The sequence below is a fragment of the Sphingomonas sp. EU05-FHT14C10 genome (assembly GCF_058790595.1).
In genome coordinates, this window is sequence record NZ_JBYTEN010000004.1 from 129,135 (window position 1) to 147,007 (window position 17,873).

Annotated in this window: 23 protein-coding genes; 14 read left to right on the plus strand and 9 right to left on the minus strand. The window is 67.2% G+C overall.

Features of this window, described 5'->3' with window-relative positions; translation table 11 throughout:
* The first annotated feature begins 9 nt into the window (after nt 1–9).
* From AC3WT0_RS06605 to AC3WT0_RS06655, 11 genes are all read left to right on the plus strand, one after another.
* A complete protein-coding gene (locus AC3WT0_RS06605) occupies nt 10–822 on the plus strand; it encodes a pyruvate, water dikinase regulatory protein (RefSeq protein WP_492752371.1) in 813 nt (270 codons plus the stop codon).
* Nucleotides 819–1,412, plus strand: coding sequence for a Maf family protein (locus AC3WT0_RS06610; protein WP_492752374.1), 594 nt, complete (start codon nt 819–821; stop codon nt 1,410–1,412). Before AC3WT0_RS06605 ends, AC3WT0_RS06610 begins: the two co-directional genes overlap by 4 nt.
* Complete coding sequence (locus AC3WT0_RS06615) at nt 1,409–2,218, plus strand: shikimate dehydrogenase family protein (RefSeq protein ID WP_492752377.1); 810 nt, start codon at nt 1,409–1,411, stop codon at nt 2,216–2,218. Before AC3WT0_RS06610 ends, AC3WT0_RS06615 begins: the two co-directional genes overlap by 4 nt.
* On the plus strand, nt 2,215–2,889 hold the full coding sequence (gene coaE / locus AC3WT0_RS06620) for a dephospho-CoA kinase (protein WP_492752379.1): 675 nt from the start codon (nt 2,215–2,217) through the stop codon (nt 2,887–2,889). The genes AC3WT0_RS06615 and coaE overlap by 4 nt, the downstream gene beginning before the upstream one ends.
* Entirely contained in the window at nt 2,817–3,542 is a 726-nt protein-coding gene (gene dnaQ / locus AC3WT0_RS06625; RefSeq protein WP_492752381.1) for a DNA polymerase III subunit epsilon, read from the plus strand. The genes coaE and dnaQ overlap by 73 nt, the downstream gene beginning before the upstream one ends.
* Before the next feature lie 48 nt (nt 3,543–3,590).
* A complete protein-coding gene (gene hpf, locus AC3WT0_RS06630) occupies nt 3,591–4,163 on the plus strand; it encodes a ribosome hibernation-promoting factor, HPF/YfiA family (RefSeq protein ID WP_492752384.1) in 573 nt (190 codons plus the stop codon).
* 86 nt (nt 4,164–4,249) lie between these two features.
* Nucleotides 4,250–4,717, plus strand: a complete 468-nt coding sequence (locus AC3WT0_RS06635) for a PTS sugar transporter subunit IIA (protein ID WP_492752386.1) — start codon at nt 4,250–4,252, stop codon at nt 4,715–4,717.
* A complete protein-coding gene (locus tag AC3WT0_RS06640) occupies nt 4,707–5,186 on the plus strand; it encodes a PaaI family thioesterase (protein WP_492752387.1) in 480 nt (159 codons plus the stop codon). Before AC3WT0_RS06635 ends, AC3WT0_RS06640 begins: the two co-directional genes overlap by 11 nt.
* The gene (locus tag AC3WT0_RS06645) at nt 5,183–5,518 is read left to right on the plus strand and encodes a DUF1491 family protein (protein ID WP_492752388.1); all 336 of its coding nucleotides are present in this window, start codon (nt 5,183–5,185) and stop codon (nt 5,516–5,518) included. Before AC3WT0_RS06640 ends, AC3WT0_RS06645 begins: the two co-directional genes overlap by 4 nt.
* A gap of 172 nt (nt 5,519–5,690) precedes the next feature.
* A complete protein-coding gene (locus AC3WT0_RS06650) occupies nt 5,691–6,362 on the plus strand; it encodes a cell wall hydrolase (RefSeq protein WP_492752389.1) in 672 nt (223 codons plus the stop codon).
* A gap of 200 nt (nt 6,363–6,562) precedes the next feature.
* Nucleotides 6,563–7,009, plus strand: a complete 447-nt coding sequence (locus AC3WT0_RS06655; protein ID WP_492752390.1) for an MmcB family DNA repair protein — start codon at nt 6,563–6,565, stop codon at nt 7,007–7,009.
* Nucleotides 7,010–7,410: 401 nt separating this feature from the next.
* Here AC3WT0_RS06655 and AC3WT0_RS06660 read toward each other — a convergent pair whose 3' ends face one another.
* Nucleotides 7,411–7,998: an ankyrin repeat domain-containing protein gene (locus AC3WT0_RS06660; protein ID WP_492752391.1), complete on the minus strand. Its 588-nt coding sequence runs from the start codon at nt 7,996–7,998 to the stop codon at nt 7,411–7,413.
* A gap of 84 nt (nt 7,999–8,082) precedes the next feature.
* Here AC3WT0_RS06660 and AC3WT0_RS06665 point away from each other — a divergent pair, with 84 nt between their 5' ends.
* From AC3WT0_RS06665 to AC3WT0_RS06675, 3 genes are read left to right on the plus strand one after another with little or no spacing between them, the layout of a single operon-like run.
* A complete protein-coding gene (locus AC3WT0_RS06665) occupies nt 8,083–8,676 on the plus strand; it encodes an SCO family protein (protein ID WP_492752392.1) in 594 nt (197 codons plus the stop codon).
* Nucleotides 8,676–9,107, plus strand: coding sequence for a YcgN family cysteine cluster protein (locus tag AC3WT0_RS06670; RefSeq protein WP_492752394.1), 432 nt, complete (start codon nt 8,676–8,678; stop codon nt 9,105–9,107). Before AC3WT0_RS06665 ends, AC3WT0_RS06670 begins: the two co-directional genes overlap by 1 nt.
* A complete protein-coding gene (locus AC3WT0_RS06675) occupies nt 9,064–9,801 on the plus strand; it encodes a M48 family metallopeptidase (protein WP_492752397.1) in 738 nt (245 codons plus the stop codon). The genes AC3WT0_RS06670 and AC3WT0_RS06675 overlap by 44 nt, the downstream gene beginning before the upstream one ends.
* Before the next feature lie 92 nt (nt 9,802–9,893).
* Here AC3WT0_RS06675 and AC3WT0_RS06680 read toward each other — a convergent pair whose 3' ends face one another.
* From AC3WT0_RS06680 to AC3WT0_RS06715, 8 genes are all read right to left on the minus strand, one after another.
* On the minus strand, nt 9,894–11,963 hold the full coding sequence (locus AC3WT0_RS06680; RefSeq protein WP_492752400.1) for a transglycosylase domain-containing protein: 2,070 nt from the start codon (nt 11,961–11,963) through the stop codon (nt 9,894–9,896).
* A 79-nt stretch (nt 11,964–12,042) separates the two neighbouring features.
* Nucleotides 12,043–12,441, minus strand: a complete 399-nt coding sequence (gene msrB, locus AC3WT0_RS06685; RefSeq protein ID WP_492752401.1) for a peptide-methionine (R)-S-oxide reductase MsrB — start codon at nt 12,439–12,441, stop codon at nt 12,043–12,045.
* 30 nt (nt 12,442–12,471) lie between these two features.
* Nucleotides 12,472–13,572, minus strand: a complete 1,101-nt coding sequence (locus tag AC3WT0_RS06690; protein WP_492752403.1) for an NAD(P)/FAD-dependent oxidoreductase — start codon at nt 13,570–13,572, stop codon at nt 12,472–12,474.
* Nucleotides 13,551–14,234 (minus strand): methyltransferase domain-containing protein, encoded by a 684-nt coding sequence (locus AC3WT0_RS06695; RefSeq protein ID WP_492752563.1) that lies wholly within the window; start codon nt 14,232–14,234, stop codon nt 13,551–13,553. Before AC3WT0_RS06695 ends, AC3WT0_RS06690 begins: the two co-directional genes overlap by 22 nt.
* A 2-nt stretch (nt 14,235–14,236) precedes the next feature.
* Entirely contained in the window at nt 14,237–15,325 is a 1,089-nt protein-coding gene (locus AC3WT0_RS06700; RefSeq protein WP_492752405.1) for a type III polyketide synthase, read from the minus strand.
* 70 nt (nt 15,326–15,395) lie between these two features.
* Nucleotides 15,396–16,214 carry a type II secretion system minor pseudopilin gene (locus AC3WT0_RS06705; protein WP_492752408.1) on the minus strand — a complete coding sequence of 273 codons (819 nt, stop codon included), beginning with the start codon at nt 16,212–16,214 and terminating at the stop codon, nt 15,396–15,398.
* Nucleotides 16,215–16,249: 35 nt separating this feature from the next.
* Nucleotides 16,250–16,801 carry a type II secretion system protein GspJ gene (locus tag AC3WT0_RS06710; protein ID WP_492752410.1) on the minus strand — a complete coding sequence of 184 codons (552 nt, stop codon included), beginning with the start codon at nt 16,799–16,801 and terminating at the stop codon, nt 16,250–16,252.
* Nucleotides 16,798–17,871 (minus strand): ABC transporter substrate-binding protein, encoded by a 1,074-nt coding sequence (locus AC3WT0_RS06715; protein WP_492752412.1) that lies wholly within the window; start codon nt 17,869–17,871, stop codon nt 16,798–16,800. The genes AC3WT0_RS06710 and AC3WT0_RS06715 overlap by 4 nt, the downstream gene beginning before the upstream one ends.
* Between the last annotated feature and the right edge of the window lie 2 nt (nt 17,872–17,873).

Below are 17,873 nucleotides of genomic sequence, written 5' to 3' on the forward strand. Positions count from 1 at the left end.
TGCTCCGGCTTGACGACACGACTCCACGTCCATCTCCTTTCCGATTCGACGGGCGAGACGCTGGAGAATATCGCCAAGGCGGCGCTCGCCCAGTTCGACGGCGTCGAGACGATCAAGCATTTCTGGCCGATGGTGCGATCCGAGGCCAATCTCGAGCGTATCCTCGACGAGATTGCGCAGAATCCCGGCCTCGTCCTCTTCACCCTCGTCAACAGCGACATTCGCCGCACGCTCGAGAGCCGGTGCCGCGCGCTGGGGCTACCCGCGGTCGCGGCGCTCGATCCCGTCACCGATGCGCTGTCCAATCTGCTGGGCCAGACCGCCAAGGCGCGCCCCGGCCGCCAGCACACGCTCGATGCCGCCTATTTCGCGCGCGTTGATGCGATCCAGTTCACCATCGCGCATGACGACGGCATTGGCTGGGAGGATTGGGAGGAGGCCGACATCGTCCTCGCCGGCATCTCGCGCACGTCGAAGACGCCGACCTCCATCTATCTCGCCAATCGCGGTTTCAAGGCGGCGAATATCCCGATCGTGGTCGAAAGCCCGCCGCCGCCGTCGCTCTACACGCTGCGTCATCCGATGGTCGTGGGGCTCACGGCGTCGCCCGACCGGCTGGTCGCGATCCGCCGCAACCGCCTGCTCTCGCTCAATCAGGCGCCCGAGACGAGCTATGTCGATCAGGACTCGGTGACGCGCGAGATTGCCTATGCGCGGCGCATGTTCGGCGACAATGGCTGGCCGGTGATCGATGTCACGCGCCGATCGATCGAGGAAACCGCAGCGGCGATCATCAACCTCTATAATGAGCGCATGCGTTGAGCACGATCATCCTCGCTTCGCAGAGCGCGACGCGGCGGCGCATGCTTGAGGATGCGGGCGTACCCTTCCGCGCCGAATCGCCGATGGTCGATGAGGAAACGGCGAAGGCCGCCTTCGCGCATCTCGCCGCGCGCGACCTTGCCGATGCGCTGGCCGAGCTGAAGGCGATCAAGGTCTCGACGCGTTTTCCCGGCGATCTCGTGATCGGATCGGATCAGGTGCTTCAGGCCGACGACGGCGCTCTGCTGGACAAACCGGGCACGCGCGAACGGGCAGAGGCGCAGCTTCGCACACTCGCCGGCCGGCCGCACCGGCTGCACAGCGCCGTGGTGGTGGCCGAGGGCGGCCGCCCCATCTGGCGCGCCGTCGATCGCGCGACGCTTCATATGCGTGCGCTCGGCGACGATTTCCTCGCCGACTATCTCGATCGCGAAGGCGATGCGATATTGGGATGCGTCGGTTGCTATCGGATCGAAGGCTTGGGGATCCAGCTTTTCAGCCGGATCGAAGGTAGCCATTTCACCATCCTCGGCATGCCCCTGCTGCCGCTTCTCGACTATCTCCGGACCCGAAAGCTGATCCTCGCATGACACTCTATGCGGAAGTCATTGGCGATCCGATCGCCCATTCCAAATCGCCGCTCATCCACAATTTCTGGCTCGAAAAGCTCGGCATCGAGGCCGACTATCGCAAGACGCACGTTCTGGCCGAAAATCTCCCGGCCTTTTTCGATCTGCGCCGCGACGATCCGGACTGGCGCGGATGCAACATCACCGTGCCGCACAAGATCGCCGCGCTCGATCACGTCGCCGACCCCGGCGGCGTGCGCGACTCGATCGGCGCGATCAACTGCGTGATCCGCGACGACGATGGCGGGCTGATCGGCACCAACAGCGATGCGGCGGGATTCTACGCCCCGATCGCCGATCTCGATCTGTCGGGCCAGACGGTCGCGGTGGTCGGCGCGGGCGGCGCGGCCCGCGCGGTGCTGTTCGCGCTGTCGCGGGCGGGCGTCGGCCAGGTCGCACTGTTCAACCGCAACGTGCTCAAAGGCGCGGCGCTGCTCGCCGCCTTCGGGCTCAAGGGCAAGGTCCACGGCCTTGGCGAGCGGCTTCCGCCTGCCGCGCTGCTGGTCAACGCCTCGTCGCTCGGCATGGCAGGCCAGCCCCCGCTCGACATCGATCTGTCGCCGCTGCCCGACGATGCGCTCGTCTACGACCTTGTCTATGCACCACTGGTCACGCCGCTGCTCGCCGAAGCCGAGGCGCGCGGGCTGGAGACGATCGACGGCCTCGAAATGCTCGTCGGCCAGGCCGCTGTCGCTTTCGAACTGTTCTTCGGCCTCCCCGCGCCGCGCGAGCATGACGAAGAACTGCGCGATCTGCTGATGCGATGATCGTCATCGGGCTCACCGGATCGATCGGCATGGGCAAGTCGGCTGTGGCCGGCATGTTTCGATCGTTCGGTGTCCCGGTGTTCGATGCCGATGCCGAGGTCCATCGGCTGCAGGGGCCGGGCGGTGCGCTGATTCCCCATATCGAGTCGGCTTTTCCCGGCACGACCGGCCCGAACGGCGTCGATCGCGCGGCGCTGGGCCGGGCGGTGCTCCACGATCATGCCGCGTTGCGCAGGCTCGAGCATATCGTCCACCCCGCGGTCGAGCATTCGCGTCGTCGCTTCCTGCGCCTCAACCGGTCGCGGCCGATGGTGGTGCTCGACATCCCTCTGCTCTTCGAAAAGGGTGGCTGGCGTCGCGTCGATCTCGTCGCGGTCGCCTCGGCGCCGGTCTGGATCCAGCGTCGCCGCGTCCTCGCCCGGCCAGGGATGAGCGCCGCCCGCCTCGCCGCCATCCTCGCCAAACAGGTGCCCGACGCCGAAAAACGCCGCCGCGCCGACGTCGTGATCGAAACCGGGCGACCGCGCCACGTCACGCGCGCGCAAGTCGGTAAGCTCGTCACTTGCCTCGCGGCCAATCGAGTCCGATATTGCATCCAATGCGCGAGATCGTCTTCGATACCGAAACCACCGGCATCCACGTTTCGGAAGGCCATCGCCTCGTCGAAATAGGCTGCGTGGAACTGATCAACCGGGTGGAGACGGGGCGTGTCTTCCATGCCTATTTCAACCCAGAACGCTCGATGCCGCCCGAGGCGCAAGCCGTCCACGGGCTGAGCGAGGCCTTCCTCGCCGACAAGCCGCTGTTCGGGGATGTTGTCGAGGATCTGCTCGATTTCCTCGAGGACAGTCCGCTCGTCGCGCACAATGCCAGCTTCGACTTCGGCTTCATGAATTTCGAGCTGGGCGATTGCGGGCGCCTCCACATTTCGCAGTCGCGCATGATCGATACGCTCGCCATGTCGCGTTCGCGCCACCCCGGCGCCAAGCACAGCCTCGACGCGCTGTGCACGCGCTACGGCATCGATCGCAGCCACCGCGTGAAGCATGGCGCGCTGCTCGATGCGCAATTGCTCGCACAGGTCTATGTCGAACTCACCGGCGGCCGGCAGATCGGCCTGCTCCTGCCCGACGACGAAGCCGAGGTGCGTCGCCCCAACGCGACGATGGCGACGCGCGGCCCGGCCTTCGCGCCCCGCCCCGCGCGCCCCGCGCGGCCGCATGCGGCGTCGGAGGATGAGCTGGCCCGCCACGCCGCCTTTGTCGAAAAGCTCAATGACCCGTTGTGGAACGATGTCGGAACCGCGCCGGTGACGGCCGGTTGACCCTGTAGGGGGCGCATAGTGGCCGCCCCCGGTTTGAAGGAGGACGGTATGGAAATCCGCGTTTCGGGACATCAGGTCGATACCGGCGAAGCGCTTCGCGATCATGTCGAGGAGCGTCTTCAAGGCCTGGCCGACAAATATTTCTCGCGCGCGCTTTCCGCCCAGGTCACGTTCGGCAAGGGGCCGCACGATTATCGCTTCCGCTGCGACATCGTCGCCCACGTCAATCAGGGCGTGATCCTGAAAGGCAGCGCCGAGGGCAATGAAGCCCATCCCGCGTTCGACGGGGCTGCCGACAAGATCGAGAAGCAGCTCCGCCGCTACACCCGACGATTGAAGGACCGGAACAGCGCCCAGGCGCCCGAGCTTCCCGACGGCGAGGCGGGCTATACCGTGTTCGAGGAATCGACCGAGGATCAGGAACCCACCGATAATCCGCTGATCATCGCCGAAACACGCGTCGACGTGCCCGAGGCGACGGTCTCCGACGCGGTGATGATGCTCGATCTGCGCAACACCAACGCGCTGCTGTTCCGCAATAGCGGCACGGGCACCTATAATATGGTCTATCGGCGCGGCGACGGGACGATCGGTTGGGTCGAACCGCAACGCGCGGCTTGACCCGGACGCCAAATAGTCCTTTCAGCCGAAGCGAATTGGGACGCCGCTCCTCCTGAAGGGGCGGCGGCCTGCCATTCGGAATGCTCATGATCGATTTCTCGCATCTTCTTCAACCCGGCGCGGTCCTCGCGGACGTCGCGGTCACCAACAAGAAGGCGCTGTTCCAGCAGCTCGGCGCCGTCGTTGGGCCGCTTGCCGGAATCGAGCCGCGCGTGGTCATCGATCGGGTGAGCGAGCGTGAGCGACTGGGCTCGACCGGATTCGGCAACGGTATCGCCATTCCGCACGGCAAGATCGATGGGCTGGCGCATGTCGTCGGCGCCTTCTTCCGCCTCGAAAAGCCGATCGACTATCAGGCGATCGACGATCTGCCCGTCGATCTCGTGTTCATGCTGCTGTCGCCTGCCGAGGCCGGGGCCGATCATCTGAAGGCGCTGGCCCAGGTCAGCCGCTGGCTGCGCGATCAGGCCTTCGTCGCCAAGCTGCGCGGCGCAGGGTCCAACGATGCGCTCTATGCGCTCTTCGCCGCGCAGGAAACGCGCGATGCCGCCTGAGGCGGAAACGGGCCTGTCGCCGACCGGCGAGCAGGCCCATTTCCGCGCGCTTGAATCGCTTTATGTGGCGGCGCCGATCAACAAGCTGTTCGAATCGCGGCTCGAAATCGTCTCCGCCGGGGTCGCGCGCATCCATTTCAACATCGACTCGCGCGTCAGCCATGCCGCCGGCGCCGCGCACGGCACCATCTATTTCAAGATGCTCGACGATGCGGCTTTCTACGCCGTGAACAGCCTCGTCACCGATCGCTATCTGCTGACCACCGCCTTCAACCTGCTCTTCACGCGCCCGCTCAAGGACGGGCCGGTGATCGCCGAGGGGCGCTGGATCAGCGGCCACCGCCGCGTCTTCGTCGCCGATGCGCGGCTGATCGATGCGGACGGTGAGGAAGCGGCGCGCGGTACGGGCACCTTCATGCGCTCCAAATTCGCGCTTGCCGGGCTGCCGGGATACCGGACGAGGGCATGACCGCGCGGCTGACCAGCCGGATGCTCGTCGATTCGCTGATTCGCGCCGCAAACGCCGCCGGGGGCCACGCAATGGTCCTCGCCCGCGGTGATGACGGGGCAGGCGCAATATTGGTTGAATGTGCCGAAAGGGGACAGGCCGGACCCCTTCTGGAGCGGATTCTGGGCCTCGACGGCCGGTATGGATGGGCGCGCTGTGGCCCTCAAGATTTTGAGAATATAGAGGAAAGATCACAATATATTGAGCGGCGCCGGTCGCGCGACCCCGATATGTGGTTGATCGAACTGGATATCGCAGAGGCAGAACGGTTCGCCGCTGAAACAATTACCTAAAGGTTGACTTGACGTGCCCCGATCCCGAAAGGGGCGCTTACATGTCCACGCGTCGGGTCATTGCGTGCGCTTGAGCGCAGCGGGTGACAACGCAGTCGGGGGCAAGATCAGGGACGCCAGAGTTTGTGGGCGTCCTGAGTTTGATCGAACCACCGCATTATTTGCTGAGTGAATGTCTTTTGCAATGCGCGCCGCGAGTTTCGCGGCTGTGGCCTTTTGTGCTTTCGCCACCATCGTGGCGACCGATCCCTCGCTGGCGTTGAGCGGGGAGATTGCGACGATCGATTCGACGCACGGCGCAACGGCTCCCCTCCTGTCGGTTGAGCCCTCCGCGCTTCAGGATCGTTCGACCATCTTCGCGCCGCGTCGCGAAGTCGTCCAGAAAACGCCGTCCACCCCCGCCGCCCAGTCCGATGACACGGATGAGGCGCCGCGCTCGCTTACCGAGCTCGTCTCGGCGCATGAGATGCCGGCGCATATCGACCGCGATCTCCACTGCCTCGCCGGTGCGGTCTATTTCGAATCCAAGAGCGAGCCGCTCGAAGGCCAGCTGGCGGTTGCCGAGGTGATCATCAACCGCGCCGAATCGGGCCGTTTCCCCGGCTCGATCTGCTCGGTCGTGTTTCAGCCCGGCCAGTTCTCCTTCGTGCGTCGCGGCGGCTTCCCGCCGATCCGCACCGGCAGCCGCGACTGGGAACATGCCGTCGCCGTCGCCGAGATCGCGATGAAGGACCAGTGGGAAAGCCGCGCTTCGGAAGCGCTTTATTTCCACGCCCGCCGCGTGTCGCCCAATTGGGGCAAGACGCGCGTCGCACAGTTGGGCAACCACATCTTCTATCGCTGATCGTCGCGACTTGTTCCGTCATTGCGAGCGCAGCGAAGCAATCCAGTCAAGCGTTAGACATCGTCTGGATTGCTTCGCTGCGCTCGCAATGACGGAGCGAAGTTGCAATTCCTCTTCCTGATGTTCTCTAGATGTTCTATGAAGGGGGGATGGCGACATCCCCCCTTCCGCCGTTCGGGGCGAGCGAATCCGAATCTCCCATGATCGCGCTCGATGTCGTGCGCGGCGTTTCGCGCCTGCTACTCCGGCACGATCTCGTCGCGATCTGTGAAGTGCCCCTCGGCAATGGCCGCCGCGCCGATCTGATGGCCATCGATTCGCGCGGCGCGATCGTGATCGTCGAGATCAAGGTGTCGCGCGCCGATCTGCTCGGCGACGGCAAGTGGGGCGACTATCTCGATTATTGCGATCGCTTCTTCTGGGCAGTGCCTGCCGGATTCGATCTCTCGCCCTTCGATGGCGAGGCTCTCGGCCCCGATATCAGCGGGCTGATCGTGGCCGATCGCTATGATGCGGCGATCGCGCGCGAAGCGCCGCTCCGGCCGATGCCGCCCGCGCGCCGCAAGGCGGAGACGCTGCGCTTCGCCCGGCGCTCGGCGCGTCGACTGCTCGATCTCGTCGATCCGGAGTGCGCGACGCTCGGTTAATCCTTGCCCAGCCAGGCCAGTGCGGCCTCCATCGACTGGAAGGGGCGCAGCCGGGGATGCGCCAATGTGCGCTCGACCTGCAGCCGGTTGAGGTAGCTGCCGACCACCACTGCCGCGCGACGCTGGTGAGCGTCATCCCCGCCGCCATGATGCTGGCGAGCGAATCGGCCACGTCATTGGCCTGTACGGGAAATTCAAACGATTCGACGATCGCGTCGAAATCGTCGCGGGTCGCGCGGATCTCCTGCACCTTCGCGCCGATCGCCGCTGCGAGCGGGGGAACGTCCTCGGGTTTCCAGAAGCCTTTCACATGGATGCGCAGCAGGTTGAGCCGCGCATCATAATCCACCCGAAACATGCCGTTATTGGCCCTTACGCAGCATCATCGAACGGGGCCGGCATTATTTTGGGCCAGCCACCGGCCGCTCGGCGGCGACGGGCTTCGCCGAATCGATTTCTTTCAGGATCACCGCCAGCCGCGGGTCGCGCGCCGCATAGTCGCGCGCGGTCATGCCCGCGATCGTGTCGGCCTTTTTCGGATTCGCGCCGGCGGCAAGCAACAGGCGCACGCATTGCAGGTCACCACTCTGCACGGCCTTGATCAGCGCCGTCTCGCCCGAGCGGTTGGTGAGATCGACTTGCGCATGCGCCATGATCAGCAGGCGAACGCCGTCCTCGAACCCCACCTGCGCCGCATAGATCAGCGCGGTGTTGCCGGCATTGTCGCGCGCGTTGGGGTTGGCTCCCTTCTGGAGCATATATTGCAGCCAGGTGGCGTCGCGCCGCCGCGTCACGATCTGCACCGCCGACTCGCCGGTGTCGGCATCGCGCGTGTCGATCATGTTGGGACCGCCCTTGTGGAGCGTGTCTTCCATCTTGTTGCCGTCGCGGTCGCGCACGGCCTTCAGGAAAGTGTAGCTCTGGGTGAACTGCGCCGGCGCCGAGGCCGGGGCGGTGACTGCCGCAAGGCCGGCGGCGATCATCGCCATCCGGACTCGTCCGATCGATACGCGTGCCATATATGCTGCCCTAGCTTGCAACCCGCCCGATAGCAAAGCATGGCTTTGACCAGGATGAACAGATTTTTCCGCGCAGCTGCGCCCCTTGCCGTTCTCACCATGCTTGCCGCCTGCGGCCAGGGCGGCGTTTCGTCGCGTTCACCGCTCAAGGGCGCGAAGCTCGGCGGCCCCTTCACGCTGGTCGATCAGGACGGCAAGCGCGTCAGCGATGCCGATTTCGCGGGTAAGTATCGGCTGATCTATTTCGGCTATACTTTCTGCCCTGATATCTGCCCGGTCGACATGCAGAAGCTGATGGCGGGCTATGCGCTGCTCCAGAAAAGCGATCCCAATCTCGCCGCGGCGATCCAGCCGATCTTCATCACCGTCGATCCGGAACGCGACACGCCTGATGTGCTCAAGCAATGGGTGTCCGCCTTCAACCCCCGGTTGATCGGCCTCACCGGCACGCCGCAGGAGATCGCGGCGGTCGCCAAGGAATATTCGGTCTATTACGCGAAGCAGCAGACGCCCGGCGCGTCGGGCTATCTGATGGATCATAGCCGCGCCGCCTATCTGTTCGGGCCGAAGGGCGAGCCGATCGCGCTCATCTCGCAGGACGCCGATCCGCAGACGATCGCGGGCGAACTGCGCCGCTGGGCGCATTGATGGAGCGGTTCTGGGAAGATCGGCCGCTCGAGGCGCTCGACCGCGCACAGTGGGAAGCGCTGTGCGACGGCTGCGGCAAATGCTGCGTCCACAAGCTGGAGGATGAGGAGACGGGCGATCTCCATCCCACGAACGTCGCCTGCAAATTGCTCGATCGCCACAATGGCCGCTGCACCGATTATCGCCATCGCCGCGCCTATGTGCCCGATTGCGTGCGCCTGACGCCCAGACTGGCACGCACGCTCGATTGGCTGCCGGAAACCTGCGCCTATCGCCTGCGCGCCTATGGCCAGCCCTTGCCCGGCTGGCATCCGCTGGTCAGCGGCGATCCCGAATCCGTCCACCGCGCCGGCATGTCGACGCGCGGCTGGACCGTCTCCGAAACCGATGTCGTTGATCTGGAAGACCATATCCTCGACCGCGAAGGTTGAGCCGCCGAGGTTCGGCGCGGATGCCCGGCCGCTGGCGGTCGTACGCGCGCCGCGCGCGCGCCGGCTGCGCCTCGCGGTCGATCCGCGCTCGGGCGAAGTCCGCCTCACCATCCCGCAGCGCGCCAAACTGGCCGAGGCTTTGGCCTGGGCCGAGCAGCATCGTGGCTGGATCGAGGCGCAGCTCGCCCGGCTCCCGCAGGCACGTCCGATCCTTCCCGGCGCTTCGGTGCCGTTCGGCGATACGAAGCTGTTCGTCGATTGGGCCGCCGATCGCCCCCGCACCGTGCGGCGCGAAGGCGATAGGCTGATCCTCGGCGGCCCCGTCGAAAGCGTCGGCGCGCGCGTCGTGCGCTGGCTGAAGCGCGAGGCACTTGCCACATTGTCGGAGGAAACCGACTTCTACGCCGCACGCGCCGGCGTCAGCGTATCGAGCGTGGCGGTGGGTGACCCGCGCTCGCGCTGGGGAAGCTGCGCTTCGACCGGCGCGATCCGCTACAGCTGGCGGCTCATCCTCGCGCCGTCGCACGTTCGGCGCGCCACCGTCGCGCACGAAGTCGCGCACCGTGTGCACATGGATCACAGCCCGGCCTTCCACCGGCTGGTCGCACAACTGTTCGGCGAAAGCCCCGCGCCCGCACGCAACTGGCTGCGCACGAATGGGGCGGCCCTTCACTGGATCGGTCGGCAAGACTGAACTCACCGTCATTGCGAGCGTAGCCAAGCAATCCAGCCGGAGCCCGGCATTTTCTGGATTGCTTCGCTACGCTCGCAATGACGGGGTGTAGATCAATCCCGCGGCGCCACCGGGCGCGGCGTCGCGGTCGGCGCAGGTGCGGGCTTGCGGCTGCGCCCGGTCACCTCGTCGATCCAGTCCTGATCCAGCCGGCGCGGCGCCTCGACGTCGCGCGGCTGATCCTGCTCGTCACCGCGGTCGATCGGGTTGCCGTCAGCGTCGACGAAGCGGCCGGGGTCGGCGGCCGGCGCAGCCTGGTTGCCGTTGGGATCGCCATAATAGGCTTCCTCGTCGGGCTCCAATTCCCATTCGGGCAGCGTCACCTTGGTGTCGAACTGCTCGACCGGGCGGTTGGCGACGGCCACCTTCATATAGGCCGCAAAGGCTTCCGCCGGCGATCGGCCGCCCTGTAGGCCCGGAATCGGCTTGGCGTCGTCCTTGCCCATCCACACGCCGGTGGTGATTCCGCTCGAGAAGCCGAGGAACCAGCCGTCCTTGCTCGATGTCGTCGTGCCCGTCTTGCCCGCGACCGGGCGGCCGATCTGCGCGGCGCGCCCCGTGCCGGTGTTGACGGCGGTCTGGAGCAGGTCCGTCATCTGCGCAGCGACGCCGGGGGCGACGAGCACGCGCGAGCTGTCGGTCTTGTGCTCATAGAGGATCTGGCCGTTCGCCGTCGTCACCTTGGTGATGCCGTAAGGCACCACGGCGACGCCCTTGGCGGCGACCGAGGCGAAGGCTCGCGTCATGTCGATCAGCCGCACGTCGGACGTGCCCAGCACCATCGACGGATCGGTGAAGATCTTGGTCGATATGCCGAAACGGCGCGCCATGTCGGCGATCGTCGTCGTACCGACATCCTGGCCGATCTTCGCGGCGATGGTGTTGATCGAATAGGCGAACGCGGTGCGCAGCGAGATCTGGCCCGAGAAGCGGCGCGAGCTGTTGCGCGGGCTCCAGCCGTCGATCGTCACCGGCTCGTCGACCACCATGTCGTCGGGCGTGTAGCCCGCCTCGAGCGCCGCGAGATAGACGAACAGCTTGAATGCCGAGCCCGACTGGCGCGTCGCCTGCGTCGCGCGGTTGTAGATCGAGGTCACATAATCGGTGCCGCCGATCATCGCGCGCACCGCGCCGTCGCGATCGAGCGAGACGAGCGCACCCTGTGCGCCCTTGGGCGTATAGCCCTGGATCGCGGCGTCGGCGGCCTTCTGCAACGCGGGGTCCAGCGTGGTCCACACGTCGATCGGCTGGCTGGTCTCGTCGATCAGCGTGTCGAGCTGGGGCAGCGCCCAGTCGGTGAAGTAGCGGACGCTGTTCTGCTTGGGCTCGGGCGCTAGCTTGACCGGCCCGGCGCTCGCGGCGTCGAGCTGCGTCTGGCTGATCTTGCCCTGCTCGCGCATCAGGTCGAGCACGACGCGCGACCGGTCGATCGCGGCCTGCGCGTCGGCGGTCGGCGAATAGTTGGACGGCGCCTTGACCAGCCCAGCGATGATCGCCGCCTCGGGCAGGCTCAGCGTCGTCGCCGGATGGCCGAAGAAGCGGCGCGACGCCGCGTCGATGCCGTAGGCGCCGCCACCGAAATAGACGCGGTTCAGATAAAGTTCGAGCACGTCCTGCTTGCTGAACTTCCATTCCAGCGCCAGCGCCAGCATCCCCTCGCGCACCTTGCGCGAATAGGATCGGCTGCTGCTCAGGAAGATGTTGCGCGCCAGCTGCTGGGTGATGGTGGAGACGCCGCGCACCTTGTCGTCGCGGCTGAAGCTCACCCGGATGCCGCGCAATATGCCGATCGGGTCGACGCCCGGATGGCTCCAGAAACGCCGGTCCTCGACCGAGACCATGGCGTCCTTCATCACCTGCGGGATGTCCTTATAGGGAATCCACGCGCCATAGCTCGGCCCCAGCGAGACGAGCACTGATCCGTCGGCGGCATGCACGCGGATCATCTGGCCGTTGGGCGACGATTTCAGCTCGTCATAGCTCGGCAGCGACGAGGCCTGGATATAGACGGCGGCGAACAGCCCGATCACGGCGAGCACGAGCACGCCGATCCCGATCTTCGTCATGGTGAGGATGAAGCCCCAGAAGGGGGATCGCTTCGAGGCTGATTTTGCGGCGGCCATGTGTGACCGCGATCTACCGGGCTTTGGTTAAGGCGACAAGCGGGGAGCGCGGAACCGCCCGCGCTCCCGTCGAAAATCGTCAGTCCTTCTTGCCCGCGAAGTCCAGCGAGGCGCTGTTCATGCAATAGCGCAGGCCATTCTCGCCCGGGCCGTCGGGGAAGACATGCCCCAGATGCCCGTCGCAGCGCGCGCAGCGCACCTCGACGCGGCGCATGCCGTGGCTGTTGTCGACATGCTCGGTGACCGCATCGGTGCTCGCCGGCGCGATGAAGCTCGGCCAGCCCGAGCCGCTGTCATATTTTTCCTCGCTGCGGAACAACTCGGCGCCGCACCCGGCGCAGCGATAGACGCCGGGCGCCTTGTTGTCGTTGTAGATGCCGGTGAAGGCGCGTTCGGTTCCGCCCTCGCGCAGCACATGATATTGCTCGGCGCTCAGGCGCTTGCGCCATTCGCCTTCGGGAAGATCCATCTTGTCCATGGCGCGAATGTGGGGATCGCCGGTGCGGCTTCAATGGGCCGGAATGCGGATTCGCGTCGCCCGCGCAACAATTGATGCAAGCGGCGGCGCGATACCCACGGCGCGCGCCATCCACGGCGCGATGGCGGGGCGTGAGGCGAGATCGTGGACGAGGCTGGCAATGCCGACAGGCCGCATGAGCCGTCGCCGGAAATCCGCCTGATAGGTGCCCGACGCCGCCGCGCCGTCGCGCAGGAACGCCCTCGCCGCCATCATGCCGCTTGCCAGCGCGATGCCAACGCCTTCACCGGCCAGCGACGCTATGACGCCAGCCTGATCCCCCAGCCGGAACAATCCCGCGCGTACCGTATCGGCGCGCCAGCCATAGGGCATCGCACCCACCGCCTGCCAAACGGCTCCTGCGTCGAGAAAGGCGAGCCGTTCGCCCAGCGCCGGACATTCTGCGCCGATCGCCGCGATCAGCGCCGCCGGCCGGCCGCCAGCTTCCGTCAGACGCGACTTGCGCACCGCCAGGCAGAGATTGGCGCGCCCGTCCTCCTGCAATTGCAGCCCGGCATAACCGCGATCGAACAGATGCAACTCGATCGCCTCGTTCGTCAGCCGCGCCAGCGCTTGATGCGCGGGAAGGTGGATGCGCAGCCCCAGCATTGGGTCGGCTTCGTCATGCGGCCTTCCCAGTCCGCGCAAGTCATGCTTGCCGGTCGCGAGGAACAGCGCTTGCGGGGCGATTTCGCCGCCGTCGTCGGTCGTCACCAGCAGCCCGTCCGCTCGCCTTGCGCCGACGCCGCGCTCGATCGCCGCGCCCTGCCGCCGCGCGAGGGCGACGAGCGCGCTGTCCAGTCTGCGGCGCGACAGGCCGATGGCGGGGGCAGGCAGCGGGGCTTCGCCCATCCGGCCGCCGGCGAACAGGCGCAGCCGGTGGATGGGTGCGCCGCCCAACGCTTCGCTATCGATGCCGATCCGCTCCAGCGTCTTCAGCGTGTGCCAGCTCATGAAGCCGCCGCACAGCATGTCGGGCGTCGTCAGCGTGCGCTCGACGATCAGCGGTCGTTCGCCGCCCCGCGCCAGCATGATCGCGGCCGCCGCGCCGGCCGGCCCGCCGCCGACGATCAGCGCAGCCGTTCGACGCATAGCCGGAAGGGGAAGACGCGCCTCACGCGCGCGCCCTCGATCCCGGCCTCGGCCAGGATCGGAGGCCATTCGCCGGGGCGGTAGGACCTTGCCACCGATAGCTGCCCATCGGCGCGGACGATCGGGTGCCAGCGCATCGTGGCGGCAAGCAGCCCGAAACCATGATAGGCGAAGGCATGGCGGTGCAGGTCGTTGACCAGCCAGCCCGTTTCGGCGTGCGTTTCCATGAAGCGCAGGAAATCGACCAGCTGTGCGTGCGTCATATGGTGCGCGACGAGGCTGCTGACCACGAAATCCCAATGCTCGTGCGCCAGATCGGCATAGTCGCCGGTCACATAGCGGATCGGCATGTCAGCCGGCGTGGCGGCGCGCGCCGCCGCCTCGCTCTTGGGATTGAGGTCGACGCCGACCAGCTCGGCGTCGATGCCGCGCCGCCGCGCCCAGCGCGCGATCCGGCGCAGCATGTCGCCTTCACCGAACCCGACGTCGAGCAGGCGGAAACGCCGCGCTCCCGATCGCGCGAGGAAGCCGGTCGTCGGCCGCGCCGCCATGGTCACGACATTCACGCGCGCGAGATGGGCAAGCACTGCCGCATAGACCGCCGGGTCCAGCCCCGGCGCGTCCATCGCTTCCTCGGCGATCGCGCGGTGCGCCAGCTCCATGGTCATGCCGTCCGGTAGCGAAAGCCCTCGGCCGCAAGGCCGGGGCCGAAGGCGAGCGCGACGCCGTTCGAGACGGCGCGGCCCATCTGGCGCGCCAGCACGAACATCAACGTCGCCGACGACATATTGCCCGCGTCGCTCAGCACGCCGCGCGAATCGGCTAGCGCGCCCTGCCCCAGCCCAAGGCCATGCTCGACCGCGTCGAGGATCGATCGGCCGCCGGCATGGACGGCCCAGCTGTCGGCGGGCGCGTCGCCCATGATCGTCGCGACCAATGCCGGGTCGGCCAGCGCTTCGGCGATCCGCCCCGGCACTTCGCCCGACAGATGCATGGCGAAGCCCTGGTCGCCCACCGTCCAGCGGATCAATCCCTGCGAATCGGGCAGGGTCGTCGCAAAGGGCGCCTCGATCGCGAAACCTTCCTCGGCGGCGCTGACCAGCGCGGCTGCGGCCCCGTCGCCGAACTGGAGCATCGCAAGCAGCGGCTCGATCCGGTCCTCGTCGGCCAGGTGCAGCGTCGACAGCTCGACGGTGACGACCAGCACGCGCGCGGCGGGGTCCGAACGCACGATGTGCCGCGCGCTTCTGAGCGCGGTGACCGCGGCATAACAGCCCATGAAACCAATCAGCAGCCGTTCGACCTGCGGGGAAAGGCCCAGCCGCGCCGCGATCATCTGGTCGATTCCCGGCGCGACGAAGCCGGTGCAGCTCGCGACGACGAGATGGGTGACGCCGCTCAGGTCGCGATCCAGCCCCGCGATCGCGCGCAGCGCCAGCGCCGGGGCGTGCTCGGCGTAAAGCGCCATCCGCGCCGATGTCGGCGGCAGCGGATCGACGGCATAGAATCCATCACGATCGACGGGGGATCCGCCGCTCGCGGTTGGCGGCAGCACCGACCAGCGATGCGCGATGCCCGATCGCGCGGCCATGCGATCGAACAGCTTGCGTTCGCGGTCGTCGGCGATGCGCGGTGCGGCCCAACCGACAAAGGCCGCATGGATATCATGCTCGGGTACGATCGCGCTGATCGCGTTAATATGGGGTTGGGCAGTCACGGCTCGTCTCTCGCTCGATGCGCCCCACACAAGCATATGGCGTGCCCGGGCCGTTTGGGAAATTAAACTATAGTTAGCTTGACCGGGGGCCGCGCTCTGGCATGCGTCAAACCGGCGTCTCGCCCCACCAGCGCGCGATCACCTCGGCGTGCGGATTGCCTTCGGGGTCGGTGCGGCGGTGGACGAGCGAGGTCAGCACCTGCGTCGTCGTGCCGATATGCACGCGTGTGACGACGTAGAAGAGGCTGGAGGTGAAGCCCGTTCCCGGCGGCACCGACGCGCCTGCCATGGCGAAGTCGCGCGCGGTGAGATAACCCACCGCATCGCGCTGGCGGATCAGCATCTGCGCCTTGGTCGCGTCGTCGAGCAGCATGGCGAGCAGCGGCTGGCCGACGGTGTTGAGGTTGATCGCCGTATCGATCGGCAGCGCGTCGGCGATCGTGCCGAGCCGCGCGATCGTCTCCGCGTCGACCCCGCCCAGCGCCAGCTGCTGGAGGCTCGCAATCCGTCCGCTCGCGCGCAGCGCATCGAGCAGCAACGGCCCATATTCGGGCGGATAGCGGAAGCTGGTCAGGATCTTGGCCAGCAGTGCGCGCGCGCCGGGATCGCCCGTCACCAGCATGTTGATGTTGAACTTGGCCTGCGCGTCGACGACCGCGAGGCTGAAGCGACCGCCCTCGATCGCGGCGTCGGGCTGAATCACCGAAGTCCACGCCTCGCGCATATGATCGCTTTCGGGCGCCTCGATCATGTCGCGGCGCAGCGCCGCCACCGCCGATGCCTCGCCGCCCAGCGCCACGGCCTGCGCGCGTGCCGCCTCGCGCATCATCAGCGTCCGGTCGATCCCGGCGTCGCGCGACGAGACCATGAGGACGACGACGCTCGCCGCCAGCGCGATGATCAGCAGCACGTTGATCAGGATCATACCCTGCTCGTGCGCGGGGGGGGCACGGTGCCTGGTCATGGGTGCGCCGGGAGGGGGACGACGCGGCGTATGCTGCCGCCGCGCTGGCGCGGACCGGGGGCAAGCGCGATCTCGACCGATATCGCGCGCGGCCATTCGCCCTTCTGCCCGTCGCTCGCCGGCCAGCGGTCCTGCCACTGCCCCTCGGCGTTCATCGCGCGGATGGTCAGCCCCGAAACGCCGGTCAACATCCGCTGGTCGCGCGCCGTGCCCAGCCCTGTGCCCACCGACCGGCGCATCATGCCGTTGGCGAGCGAATAGCTGATCGGCTGGTTGCCGATCGCGGTCATGCTGTGGCGGATGAAGCTCAGGCTGTTTCCGGCCAGCGTCACGTCGCCGCCAAATTGCTCGAGGTCGGATTTGATCAGGAACATCGCGCGCTGCAGGTCGGCCAGCCGCTCGATCCGCCCGCCCGTGCGTTCCTGCGCGTCCATCACCGTCCGCACCAGCGCGACGCCGGCGAGCGAGATCAGCGCAAACAGCGCCAATGAGACGATCATCTCGATCAGCGTGAAGCCGCGCTCGCCCGCGCGCGGGGTGAAGCTCATCCCGCGCTGCCGTGGCCGATCAGCCGGTTGCCGCTCACATCGGCCTCAAGGATCGCCATGCCGCGCAGGCAGCTGCCGTCGCTGCGGAACTGCAGGTCGCCCGAAACGCCCTTGAACGACGCGGCGAGCAACCCCTGCCGCGACAGCGCGCCGCCGCGCAGCAGCGTCCGCGCGATCGTCGCCGCGTCATAGCCCAGCGCGGCGATTGCCCCCGGTTCGCCCCCATGTTTCGCCTGATAACTCCGCACGAAATCGCCATAGGCGTCGGGATCGAAGCCGGCGAGCCAGGCGCCGTTGAACGCATCATTCTCGGCGGCATTTCCCGCCACCGTCTGCATCGTCGCCAATATCTGCGCTCCGGCCGCGTGGAGCAGCTTGGCCAGCGCCGCCATCCGCGCGCCGCCCGCGGGGATCAGCACCGCATCGGGCAGGTCGCCGCCCTGCCGCAACGCCGCGATCAGCGCCTGTGCGTCGAGCGTGCCCGCACTGACGACGGGCGCGATCGTCACGCCGGCCACGGGCGCCGCGCGCTGCGCGGCCGCCAGCGCAGCCTTGCCCCAATTGTCATCCTCCACCACGACGCCGATCATCCGTACCCCGCGCCCGCGCGCATAGCTCAGGATCGCGCCTACCGACTGCGCCGGTGTGACGCCCAACATGAAGGCCCCCGAATCGAGCAGGGCGGGATCGTTGCTGAAGCTCAGCACAGGCAGCGCGCCCGCCGCTGCGACAACGGGTCGCACCTCGGCGGCGTTCAGCGGGCCGAGGATGATCCCCGCCCCTGCCTTGATCGCCGCCGCGGTTGCTGCGGCAGCGCCCTCGGGCGTCCCGCCGGTGTCGAAGCTCAGAATCGCCTCGGCCTTGGGGGCGGGGGGCGGGGCCAGCGTCGCCGCGCGCTCGATCAGCCGGGCAAGGCTTGCGTTCGGCCCGCTTAGCGGCAAGAGCAGGCCGGCCAGCACCTTGCGCGGCTTAGGCTTCGGGGCGGCCAGTGCTTGGCCGAGGGGAACAGCATATGCCGTCGTCAGCATCAGGCCCGAACCCGCCAGCCGCAGAACATGCCGTCGATTCATCA